The 11,364-nt window shown below is 70.2% G+C and carries 9 protein-coding genes; 1 reads left to right on the top strand and 8 read right to left on the bottom strand.

Annotation, left to right across the window (positions count from 1 at the left end; genetic code table 11):
* From metG to IEW87_RS07790, 7 genes are all read right to left on the bottom strand, one after another.
* The gene (gene metG, locus IEW87_RS07820) at positions 1–1,566 is read right to left on the bottom strand and encodes a methionine--tRNA ligase (RefSeq protein ID WP_188711706.1); all 1,566 of its coding nucleotides are present in this window, start codon (positions 1,564–1,566) and stop codon (positions 1–3) included.
* Between the two features lie 73 nt (positions 1,567–1,639).
* Positions 1,640–3,547, bottom strand: coding sequence for a penicillin-binding transpeptidase domain-containing protein (locus IEW87_RS07815; protein ID WP_188711705.1), 1,908 nt, complete (start codon positions 3,545–3,547; stop codon positions 1,640–1,642).
* Between the two features lie 141 nt (positions 3,548–3,688).
* Positions 3,689–4,798, bottom strand: a complete 1,110-nt coding sequence (locus tag IEW87_RS07810) for a YihY/virulence factor BrkB family protein (protein ID WP_229731011.1) — start codon at positions 4,796–4,798, stop codon at positions 3,689–3,691.
* Between the two features lie 117 nt (positions 4,799–4,915).
* The gene (locus tag IEW87_RS07805; RefSeq protein ID WP_188711704.1) at positions 4,916–6,439 is read right to left on the bottom strand and encodes a gluconokinase; all 1,524 of its coding nucleotides are present in this window, start codon (positions 6,437–6,439) and stop codon (positions 4,916–4,918) included.
* Positions 6,436–7,461, bottom strand: coding sequence for a zinc-binding dehydrogenase (locus IEW87_RS07800; RefSeq protein WP_188711703.1), 1,026 nt, complete (start codon positions 7,459–7,461; stop codon positions 6,436–6,438). The genes IEW87_RS07805 and IEW87_RS07800 overlap by 4 nt, the downstream gene beginning before the upstream one ends.
* A complete protein-coding gene (locus IEW87_RS07795; RefSeq protein ID WP_188711702.1) occupies positions 7,458–8,228 on the bottom strand; it encodes a glucose 1-dehydrogenase in 771 nt (256 codons plus the stop codon). The genes IEW87_RS07800 and IEW87_RS07795 overlap by 4 nt, the downstream gene beginning before the upstream one ends.
* A gap of 15 nt (positions 8,229–8,243) precedes the next feature.
* On the bottom strand, positions 8,244–9,626 hold the full coding sequence (locus IEW87_RS07790; protein ID WP_188711701.1) for a GntP family permease: 1,383 nt from the start codon (positions 9,624–9,626) through the stop codon (positions 8,244–8,246).
* A gap of 154 nt (positions 9,627–9,780) precedes the next feature.
* Between IEW87_RS07790 and IEW87_RS07785 the strand changes: the two genes are divergently transcribed.
* Entirely contained in the window at positions 9,781–10,461 is a 681-nt protein-coding gene (locus tag IEW87_RS07785) for a FadR/GntR family transcriptional regulator (RefSeq protein WP_229731010.1), read from the top strand.
* An 81-nt stretch (positions 10,462–10,542) separates the two neighbouring features.
* Here the strand turns inward: IEW87_RS07785 and rsmI are convergent, their stop codons facing one another.
* A complete protein-coding gene (gene rsmI, locus IEW87_RS07780) occupies positions 10,543–11,358 on the bottom strand; it encodes a 16S rRNA (cytidine(1402)-2'-O)-methyltransferase (protein WP_188711699.1) in 816 nt (271 codons plus the stop codon).
* Positions 11,359–11,364 lie beyond the last annotated feature (6 nt).

The raw sequence follows: 11,364 nt of genomic DNA, 5'->3' as shown, positions 1-11,364 counted from the left end.
TCACTCGTCCTCGACGCGCGGGAACAGCGGGGCGAGCTTCGCCACCGCGGATCCCGGCGCGAGCTGCCCCCACCGGCCCGCCTCGCGGATCGGCTGATCGGCGAGCGCCCCAGCGGCGCCGAGCGCGGACCACAGCTTCTCGGTCGAGGACGGCATAATCGGGGCGAGCAGCACGGCGAGCGCGCGCAGACCCTCGAGGCACGTGTACAGCACCGTCGCGAGGCGCGGGCGCAGATTCTCGTCCTTCGCGAGCACCCACGGCTCGGTCGTGGTGATGTAGCCGTTGAGCGCGTCGACGATCTGCCAGATCTCGTCGATCGCCTGGTCGATGCGGAACCGCTCGATGGCGTGGTCGGCCTTCTCCGCGGCCTGAGTGACAAGGCGCTGCACGGCGAGGTCAGCCTCAAGGTATTCGGCCGGCTCCGGCACGACGCCATCGAAGTACTTGGTCGTCATCGCGACGGAGCGCGAGGCGAGGTTGCCGAAGCCGTTCGCGAGCTCGGCGTGGTAGCGCGCGAGCATGTCCTCCCACGAGAAGGATCCGTCCTGGCCGAAAGCGATCGCGGAGAGGAAGTAGTAGCGGAACGCGTCGCTGCCGAACGTGTCGACGAGCGTCTGCGGCGCGATGCCGGTCGCCTTGGACTTCGACATCTTCTCGCCGCCCACGAGCAGCCATCCGTGCGCGAAGACTCCCCGGGGCACGTCGAGCCCGGCGGCCATCAGCATCGCCGGCCAGATGACAGCGTGGAAGCGCAGGATGTCCTTGCCCACGACGTGGTACCCGGGCCAGCGGCGCGCGAACTCGTCGTCGTCAGCGGAGTACCCGACGCCTGTGACGTAATTCAGTAGCGCGTCGATCCAGACATACAGCACGTGGGAGTCGTCCCACGGGATCGGGATCCCCCAGTCGAAGGCGCTGCGGGAGACCGACAGGTCCTTCAGCCCCTGCTGCACGAACGCGACGACCTCGTTGCGCGCCGACTCCGGCTGCACGAAGTCGAGCTGGGTGCGGTACAGCTCGAGCAGCGGCTCGGCGAACTCACTGAGCTTGAAGAAGTAGTTCTTCTCGTGGAGGAGCTCGAGGGGCTTGGAGTGGATCGCGCAGACCTGGAGTCCCTCGAAGGCGCCCGTGCCCTCGACGATCTCATTGTCGGGCTTGAACTCCTCGCAGCCGACGCAGTACAGCGCCTCGTACTCGCCCGCGTAGATGTAGCCGCGATCGTAGATGGACTGCCAAAACTTCTGCGCGCGCGTGCCGTGCCGTTCCTGCGTCGTGCGGATGAAGTCGTCGTTGGCGACGTCGAGCGTCTCGAGCAGCGGCAGCCACGCTTCGGAGACGAGCCGGTCGACCCACTCCTGCGGGCTGACGCCGTTCGCTGCGGCCGCGCGCATCATCTTCTGGCCGTGCTCGTCGGTTCCGGTCAGCATCCACGTGTCGTCACCGGCCTGACGGTGCCACCGGGCGAGCGCGTCAACCGCCACCGTCGTGTACCCGTGGCCGATGTGCGGCACATCGCTCGGGTAGTAGATGGGTGTGGTGATGTAAAAGGAACCGCCAGAAGTCACGCGCTCCAGTCTATTGGTGCACGACCGGAAGTTTCATGCGCGCGCTTCCGAGCCGTCCGCGGAGGCCGTTTCGTCACATTCGGCCGAGGAAGTCGGCCATGATGGGGCCCGCTGTGTCGGATCCGGAAGGCCCGTCGGCCACGAATACCGCGACGGCGAGGTCGCCCTGCACCGCGATCATCCACGCGTGCGTGCTGAGGTCGCCGTCGGCGTCGGGCTCGCCGAACTCGGCGGTACCGGTCTTGGCCGCCACGGCCGGTTCGAGCGCCTTCAGCTCCGACGCGGATCCGTCCACCACGACCGACCGCATCAGCGCTCGGAGGGTGGCCGCCTCATCATGCGTGAGCGGGTCGGCGCTCGAGGGCGACGTCTCCTCGGGCGCGCCGGATTCGGTCGGTGCGGGAGACGCGGCCGAACCGGCCTCCTCCGGCTCGGCGAGCACGGTCGGCGTCACCGTCTGACCGGCGGCGACGGAGGCGGCGACGGTCGCCATCGCGAGCGGGCTGGTGAGGACGGTGCCCTGTCCGATGAGGCTCGCCGCATGGGCGGTCGCGCCATCGGTCTCGGGGACGTCGCCGAGGAAGGCCGGGATCCCGAGGTCGGCCTCGGCCCCGAGCCCGAGCGAGGCGGCCGCGTCCCGCACCGCGGCCTGGTCGAGATCGGCGTACTGCGCGATCATCGCCGTATTGCACGAGTGGGCGATCGCGTCGCGCAGCGTGATGTCGCCCGTCTTGTCCGCCGGGTAGTCCGGGAAGTTATGGAACTCGAAGCCGTCGACCGTGAGGGTCTCGGAGCAGCTCACGGTGTCGTCGGGCGTCAGCCCCTGTCGCAGCAGCGCGAGGGCGGTCACGATCTTGAAGGTGGATCCCGGAGCGTACTGCCCGACCGTCGCGGCGGCGTGGACCTCGGTCTCCGGCCCGTTCGCGGCGGCGAGGACCTCGCCCGTCGAAGGGCGGATCGCGACGAGCGACGAGCCGCCGGGCACGTCCGCGAGCACGGCGTCGGCGCGCTGCTGGGTCTTCACGTCGAGCGTCGTGGCGAGCGGCTCCGCTTCGACCGCGTCCCATTCGACGAGCGTGCGGCGCTCGGCATCGTCGCCCTCGCCGCTCGCTGCACTGACGGTCACGGCGGGAATGCCGCGGAGCGCCTCATCATGTGCCGCCTGCAGACCGGACAGCCCGACGACGTCGCCTGCGCGGAGAGCGCCCTCGGATTCCTCGATCATCTCGGCGGTCGCCTCGCCGACGGTGCCGAGGATGTCTCGTGCGAACTCCCGTGTCGGTGCGAGGAACATCGTGTCGTCGACCGCGTTAGCGCCGGGGATGTCGCTGTAGTCGGCGGGCACCCGCTCCTTCGCGTCGTCGGGCCGCAGCACGATGGCTTCGACGAACGCCTGGTCTCCCGTCTGGGCCGCGCGTGACGCGAGCTCGTCGGGGTCGACGCCGAGCGCCCGCGCGATGCGGCGGGCGCTGCGCTCGGTCTGGCCCGGGTCGATCCAGCTCTTGTCGAGGCCGTAGCGGATGACGGGCCGCTCCGTGACGATCGCCTCGCCGCCGGCGCCAGCGATGTCGGCGCGCGCCGGGTACTCCCGCGTGAGCTCGATCACCTCGCCCTCCTCGAGGCCATCGGCGATGAGCTGCGGCGTCACGTCGACAGACCATTCCTCCTCGCTCAGCCCGAGCGTGACGGGCAGTTCGTAGCTCCACTCGTTGCCGTCGATGTCCCACGTCACCGCGAGGTCGACGGTCGCGGCGTCCCCGTCCCGCACAGGCTCCTCCGCCATCGCCTCCACCGGATACTCGGCCAGCGCCTCCGCCGCCTCGTCGAACCCGCGGACCTCGTGGTCCTCGATCGATGCCACGAGGTTCTCGATGGCCTGATCGAGCCCGTCATCGCCCGTGCACGCGGTCAGGCCGAGGAGCGGAACGAGGAGAGAGCAGGCGACGAGACGAGAGGTACGGCGCGAGGAGGTCGGTGTCACGCGTTCCAGTCTGCCTGAGTGACCGCCCGCACGATCAGCCCCGTGCCGAGAGTGATCACGCCGTCCGATTCGCCCGCGATGATCCTCCCGACCATCCCGACCATCTCCTCGCTCATCCGCCTCACGGCTGATGCATCGTCGTCAGCCGCGGCCGGCGCTGGCCCGGAGCCGTCGTGCTTCCGCGAGCTCCGCGGCGTCCTGCTCAGCCCGCTTCTCGATCATCTTCGTGTCGCGCGGCGGCAGCTGGATGTGCTGCTCGGCCGGCATGCCTGCCTGGAGCTGACGACCGCGCTCCAGCTCCGCGTCGAACTCCGCGCCGAACAGCAGCGCCATGTTCGCAATCCAGACCCACAGCAGGAAGATGATCACGCCGGCGAGCGAGCCGTAGGTGCGCTCGTAGTTCGAGAAGTTGGCGACGTAGAGACCGAAGCCGGCCGACGCGACCGCCAGCACGATGATCGCGACCAGGGCGCCCGCGCTGACCCAGCGGAACTTCGGCTGCTTCGCGTTGGGCGTGGCGAAGTACAGCAGTGCCACGATCAGCACCACGACGAAGGCCAGCACGGGCCACTTCGCGATCCCCCACACCATCAGCGCGACGTCTCCCACGCCGACTGCTGCACCGACAGCGGCGGCCACCGGGCCCGATACGATCAGCAGCACGAGAGCGACGACCACGAGCAGGACCGCGGCAAGCGTCACCGCGAGCTGCACGGGCCGAAGTTTCCAGAACGGGCGCCCCTCGTCGATCTCCCACACGCGGTTCATCGCGCTGCTGAACGCGCGGACGTAGCCTGACGCCGTCCAGAGGGCGAGAACGAGACCGGTCACGAGCGCGAGTCCGGCCGCCTGCGAGTTCGCCAGCTCCTCGATCGGTCCGCGGAGCGTGTCCGCGGCTCCGCCGGGAGCGACGTCGTCGACAATGCCGAGCACCGCGTCCGCGGCCTGCCCGTCCTGACCGATCACGCCGAGCAGAGAGAACACGGCGATGAGGCCCGGGAACAGCGCGAGCACCGTGTAATAGGTCAGGCCCGCCGCGAGGTTCGTGCACTCGTCGTCGCCGAACTCGCGAACGGTCTTCTTCAGGACGTACTTCCACGACGGCTTCGTGATCTCGCCGAGCGAATCGGGTTTGCCGGCGGTGTCGGGGTGGGGAGTGCGCGCCTGCTCTCGTATCGAGGCGCGCGTGCGTTCCGCCGGGTGACCGGGATCGGCTGTCGATGCCGCCATCTCGTCACGGTTCTGCGTCATGGCTGCCCCTCCGGTTCGTCGAATGGTGACGTGGGACGTCCATCTAAACCGAGCATTCGTGGGCCGGCACCTGCCTTGACCGCGCTGACGCGGGCGTGCTAACGCGATCGGGCCGCATCAGTGCGCGAGCGGCAGGCGCGAGGCGATGTCCTGGAGGGTGACGTTCGCGGGCAGCAGCGCGCCGTAGAGGCGCTCAAACACGGGCAGCAGCTCGGCGTAGACGCCCGCGTCCTCCGTGACCGGACGGGTGACATCCGCGACCGGCACGAGATCGGCCGCGACCTCGATCGAGTCGATCATGCCGAGCGCCTCCATCCCGAGCAGCGCGGCACCGAAGCCGGATCCCTCCGAGCTCTCGGGGAATCCAATCGGTGCGTCGAACGCGCTCGCGAGCGTCTGGCGCCAGATGCGGTGCTTCATGACGCCGCCGGTCGCGCGGATCTCGTCGAGGGCGAGGTCGGCGTGCTGCATCGACTGCCGCACGAGCGCCAGCTGCAGCGCGACGCCCTCGACCGCCGCGCGCACGAGGTGGGCCCGACGGTGCGAACGCGTGAGCCCGACGTAGGCGCCGCGGGCGACGCCGCCCCAGCGCGGGGCGCGCTCGCCGAGCAGGTACGGCAGCATGAGCAGTCCGCCGCTTCCCGCGGGCACGGTCATCGCCTCGTCGAGCAGCTGCGCGGTCGACAGGCCCGCGTCGCCCGACGCGAGCTCGCCGCGCACCCAGTCGAGCACCACGCCGCCGTTGTTGATCGCGCCGCCGATGACCCAGCGGTCCTCGGTCAGCGCGTAGCAGAACACGCCGCCCATCGGATCGACGCTCGGGCGGTCGACCGCGACGCGCAGAGCTCCGCTCGTGCCGACCGAGCAGGCGGCGACGCCGGGGCGGACGGCACCGACCCCGAGGTTCGCGAGCGGACCGTCTCCCGCGCCGACGACAATAGGAGTGTCGGGCCGGAGCCCGGTCGCGGCAATGGCCTCATCTCCGAGCCCGTCGATCACGTGGGTCGTGGGAACGAGGTCCGGCAGCTGATCGGCCGAGATCCCCGCGATGTCGAGCGCCTCGTCATCCCACGCCAGGCGGTGGATGTCCATGAGGCCGGACGCGGAGGCGAGCGAGTGATCGGTGACAAGACGGCCGGTCATGCGCCACAGGATCCAGTCCTTGCTGCCCGCCCACGTCGCCACGCGGGCGAACAGCTCCGGCTCGTGGGCGCGGAACCAGGCGAGCTTCGTCAGCGGCGACATCGGGTGCACGGGCGTCCCGGTCCGGCGATGCAGGGCGAGGCCGGACCCGCTGTCCCGGAGACGAGCGGCCACCTCGGCGGCACGAGTGTCCGCCCAGGTGATGACCGAGGTGAGGGGCGATCCGTCCGACGCGAGCGCGAGCACGGAGTGCATCGCGGTCGAGAAGCTCAGCCCGGCGACGCGATCCGCGCCGACGCGCTCGGTCACCTCGCGGATCCCGCGATAGACGGCGTCGAGGATGAGGTGCGGATCCTGCTCGGCGTAGTCCGGCTCGGGCTCGTCGAGGGGGTAGCCGTGCGAGGCGTCGGCGACGGCCGCGCCGTCCGAGCGATAGGCGACGACCTTGGTCGCTGTGGTGCCCATGTCGATCCCGATGAGCACGTCCGGCGACGTCATCCGGTCCCCTTCTGGTCGGTGAGCGATACAACCACCTTGCCGGACCGGGCGCCGTCGCGTGCGAGGTCGAACGCAGAGCTGACCTCGGCGACGTCGATCACGTGGGTCACGACGCCCGCGATCTCCTCTCCCGCGGCCAACACCTCGATGGCGCGGTCGATCTCGTCGCGGAACCGGAAGGCGCCGCGCAGATCCACCTCCTTCGAGATCAGCGGCGCCAGTCCGATGGCGCGCGCCTCGTTCGGGACCATCCCGACCTGCACGATCACGCCGCGCCGGCGTGCGGCCGTCGTCGCCGTGGAGATCGCGACGGCGGCACCCGAGCACTCGAATACGACGTCGAACGCCTCGGCGGGGACGTCGTCGACGCCGACCCGCAGCACGGCATCGGCGCCGAGCGCCCGCGCGCGCTCCAGCGGCTCGGCGAGCACGTCGCTCACCGTGATGTGCGCGGCGCCCTCGGCGCGCGCGGCCACGATCGCAAGGAGTCCGATCGGTCCGGCGCCGGAGACAAGCACCCGCCGCCCCTCGACGCCGTCCGAGCGGGATACGGCGTGCAGTGCGACAGCGAGGGGTTCGGCGAGCACGGCACGCGCGAGCGGGAGGCCATCGGGCAGCACGCGGATCATGCGGGATTCGACGACGAGGAACTCCGCCATCGCGCCCTGCGTGTGCGGCCACGTGGCCGCACTGCCGAGATACGAGCCACCGGGCCGCAGGTGCGGTTCCTGCGCGATCTCCGGCGTCACGCTCCCGAAGCGCGCGGGATGCACCGTAACGGGCGTGCCGGGCTCGAGGCGGCCGGACGGGTCCGCGTCGACCACAGCGGCGAGCTCGTGGCCCGGGATGAGCGGCTCGCGCACCGCGTGCTCGCCATTGGCGCCGTCGAAGAAGTAATGCAGATCGCTGCCGCAGATCCCGACGTGGGTGACGCGGATCCGCACCTCGTCGTCGCCCGGGACCGGCATCGCCGTCTCGCGCACGGCGATCCGGTCCTTGGCGTCGATGAACACCGCCCTCATACGACGGCCGTCATTCCGCCATCGACCACGAGGTTGTGGCCCGAGACGAAGCTCGAGGCGTCCGAGGCGAGGAACAGGAGCGCGCCGCGCAGCTCGTCGACGCGCCCCCAGCGTCCGGCCGGCGTGCGCTGGGTGAGCCAGGCGTCGAAGGACGGATCCTCGACGAGCGCACGATTCATGTCGGTTGCGAAATAGCCGGGAGACAGAGCGTTGACCTGCACGTTGTGACGTGCGAGATCGGCCGCCATCCCCTGCGTGAGGGCGGCGATGCCACCCTTCGACGCGGAGTACGGCGCGATCGTCTGACGCGCAAGCTTCGACTGGACCGACGCGATGTTGATGACCTTGCCGCTGCCCCGTTCGACCATGCCGGGCGTGATCGCCCGCGCGACGTAGAAGGCGCTCGAGAGATTGCTCGCGATGACGGCGTCCCAGTCGTCGGCGTCGAACTCGTGGATCGGCGCGCGCCGCTGCAGTCCGGCGTTGTTGACGAGGATGTCCGGGACGCCGTGCTCGGCGACGAGAGCGCCGACGACCTCACGGACCTCCGCGGAGCGCGTCACGTCGAAGCGGACGGCGCTCGGCCGCTCCCCCGCCATACGCTCGATCGCGTCCGCCGTCTCGGCGAGCGCCGTCTCGTCGCGGCCGTGCAGGATCACCCGCGCACCGGCCTCGGCCAGCGCGATCGCGAGGCTGCGGCCGAGACCGCGCGAGGACCCGGTCACGAGCGCGAGGCGCCCCGTCACATCGAACAGGTCGATCGTCATCGCCAGCCCTCCTCCTTAGAAGATCGCGTACACGACGAGAACGAGCGCGAAACCGACGACCGATTCGATCGCCTGCTGCACGGTCCACGTCTTGAGGGTCGTCTTCACGTCCATGTTCATCAGACGTCCGACCAGCCAGAAGCCGGAGTCGTTCACGTGGCCGGCGAACACGCTGCCCGCCGCGGTGGCGAGCGTGATCGCGGCGATGTCGATGGCGCCGAAGCCGCCGGCGGCGACCGCCGGAGCCATCAGCCCCGCGCTCGTGACGAGAGCGACCGTCGCCGAACCCTGCGCGAGGCGCAGCACGACCGCGATGATATACGCCGCGACGATGACGGGCAGGCCGAGGTCGCCGAGGCTGTCGGCCAGTGCGTCGCCGATGCCCGAGGCCCGCAGGACGCCGCCGAACATGCCGCCGGCGCCGGTGATGAGGATGACGGAGGCGACGGGGCCGAACGTGCCCTCGACGAGCTTCTCGAGCGCCGATCCCTTCTCGCCGCGGAACTTGCCGAGCACGAGCAGAGCGATCACGACCGAGATCAGCAACGCGACAGGGGCGGTCCCGATGAGGGAGAGCACCTGGACCCAGGTCGCCTCGGGGTCCACCGTGCCGACGGAGCCGAGCGCGTCGAGCCCAGTGTTGAGGAAGATCAGGACGATCGGGATGAGGAGGATCGCGATCACGGTCCCCGCCGACGGCGGGTTCGCGGGCTGGTCGTCGTCAGAGGTGCCGAAGAGCGCGGGAACCGCCATCGGGATGCGCTTGTTCACGAAGCGACCCCAGAGCAGACCCGAGAGGTACCACGTCGGGAACGCGATGATCATGCCGACGAGCAGCACGAGGCCGAGGTTCGCGCCGTATGCCTCGGTCGCGGTGACGGGACCGGGGTGCGGTGGCAGGAACACGTGCATGACGGAGAACGCGGCCGCCCCCGAAATGCCGTACAGCAGCAGGTTCTTACCGCCGATGCGGCGGGCGACGGCGAAGATGATCGGCAGCATCACGATGAGACCGGCGTCGAAGAAGATCGGGAAGCCGAGGAGCAGCGAGGTGATGCCGAGTGCCATCGCGGCGCGTTGCTCGCCGAAGACGGCCACCATCTTGTCGGCGACGACCTTCGCACCGCCCGAGGACTCGATGAGTTTTCCGAGGATCGCGCCGAGCCCGATCAGCAGCGCGACCGATCCGAGGGTGCCGCCGAAATCGGCGACGAGCTGATCGACGATGGCGCCGATCGGGAGCCCGGTGGCGATCGCCGTGAGCAGCGAGACCACGATCAGTGTCAGAAACGCGTGCAGTCGGACCGTGATCACCAGGAAGAGGATGAGGGCGATCGCGACAGCCGCGATCGCCAGGAGCGGACCGGCTCCGAGAGTCTGTGTCCATTCTTCGGTCATGGGATTCTCCATCGAATGCGATGCGGCGGGGCGACGTCGTTGGCGGCCACCTCGAAAGGTAGTACTTATTAACGAGATAACATAGCACCATTGGAGCGGGCGCGACACCCGCGGCGGGAAGGAGCACCCGATGGCGGGCGGCATGCACTCAGACGTGACCTCAGATCTCGGCGAGCGCATCGCCGCGGGCGAGATCGCGCCCGGCGCCGTGCTCACTCTCGCGCAGCTCGAGGCCGACTACGACGCGTCCCGCACCGTCGTGCGTGAGGCCGTGCGCGTGCTCGAGAGCATCGGTCTCGTGGCCAGCAGGCGCCGTGTCGGCATCACCGTGCAGCCACGTGAGGCCTGGGACGCCTACTCACCGCGCCTGATCGCGTGGAACCTGTCCGGTCCCTTCCGCCAGCAACAGCTCGAGGCGCTCATGGAGGTGCGCGTCGCGGTCGAACCGACCGCCGCGATGCTCGCGGCCCGGCGCGCGACCCCAGCGCAGCGCGCGGAGCTTCGGCGCCTCGCCGCACGGCTGCGCGCGCTCGGCGACGAGGCCGGCGGCGCCTCCGATGAGTTCCTCGAGGCCGACGTCGCGTTCCACGACCTGCTGCTGCAGGCGTCAGGCAACCCCCAGCTCGTCGCGCTGCGCGGGCCGATCCGCGAGGTGCTCACGGGGCGTTCACGCCTCGGGATGACACCCGCGACGCCCGCCGCCGGGACGCTCGAAGAGCACGAACAGGTCGCCGCGGCCGTGATGGCGGGCGACGGTGCGGCCGCCGAGCGCCATTCACGGACGCATATGCGCGTCGTCTGGGCGGAGATCCTCGCCGACGGCTCGCTCTCCTGACATCCACAAGTCTCCGACAAGTCCGCAATTCTCCGACAAGTCCGCTGCGAACAGCGCCGGACTTGTCGGAGACTTGTGGACTCAGCGAGCGGCGAGAGCGGCGTCGTACAGCTCGCGCGCCGACAGGTCCGACCTCGCGGCGACCTGACGCGTCGCGTCCTTCAGCCGCGCCCCGTCCGTGACGAGCCCGCGCACCCGCTCGAGCGCCTCCTCGCGCGTCAGCACCACCGGATCCGCTCCCCCGACGACGAGCACGACCTCGCCGCGCACACCGCCCGCTGCCCAGCTGGCGAGCTCGTCGAGCGTGCCGCGCACAACCTGCTCGTGCAGCTTCGTCAGCTCTCGAGCCACCGCCGCGCGCCGGTCGGCGCCGAAGGCCGTCGCCATGTCGCGCAGCGTCTGCTCCGTGCGCGTCGGCGCCTCGAAGAACACCAGGGTGCGCGGATCCTCGCGCACGGCTGCGAACACGCGCGCTCGATCCCCCGCCTTGCGCGGCACGAACCCCTCGAACGCGAACCGGTCGGTCGGCAGTCCCGAGATCGCCAGCGCCGTCACGACGGCACTGGGACCCGGGATCGCGGTCACCTCCACGCCGGCCGCCGCGGCCGCCGCGACGAGCCCGTAGCCCGGATCACTCACCGTCGGCATCCCGGCGTCGCTGAGCACGACGAGATCCTCCTCGCGCGCCAGCTCCACGAGTTCGGACGCGACGCGCTTCTCGTTGTGGTCATGGAGGGGCACGAGCCGCGGCCGATTCTCGATCGCCAGTGCACGGAGGAGCTTCTGCGTGGTCCGCGTATCCTCCGCGGCGATGGTGCGCGCCTCGCTCAGCACCTCGACGAGGCGGCGGGACGCGTCGCCGAGATTGCCGATCGGGGTGGCCGCCAGGATGATCATGCTTCT

The sequence above is a fragment of the Microbacterium faecale genome, from assembly GCF_014640975.1.
GTDB lineage: Bacteria > Actinomycetota > Actinomycetes > Actinomycetales > Microbacteriaceae > Microbacterium > Microbacterium faecale.
The sequence above is the reverse complement of the archived record's forward strand: the minus strand, read 5'-3'. Positions and strand labels throughout refer to the sequence as shown.

Bases quoted from the DNA above. Each gene is read 5' to 3' on its own strand.
- IEW87_RS07810 (WP_229731011.1), bottom strand. From the start codon at position 4,798: ATGACGCAGAACCGTGACGAGATGGCGGCATCGACAGCCGATCCCGGT.
- IEW87_RS07805 (WP_188711704.1), bottom strand. From the start codon at position 6,439: ATGACGTCGCCGGACGTGCTCATCGGGATCGACATGGGCACCACAGCG.
- IEW87_RS07800 (WP_188711703.1), bottom strand. From the start codon at position 7,461: ATGAGGGCGGTGTTCATCGACGCCAAGGACCGGATCGCCGTGCGCGAG.
- IEW87_RS07795 (WP_188711702.1), bottom strand. From the start codon at position 8,228: ATGACGATCGACCTGTTCGATGTGACGGGGCGCCTCGCGCTCGTGACC.
- IEW87_RS07790 (WP_188711701.1), bottom strand. From the start codon at position 9,626: ATGACCGAAGAATGGACACAGACTCTCGGAGCCGGTCCGCTCCTGGCG.
- rsmI (WP_188711699.1), bottom strand. From the start codon at position 11,358: ATGATCATCCTGGCGGCCACCCCGATCGGCAATCTCGGCGACGCGTCC.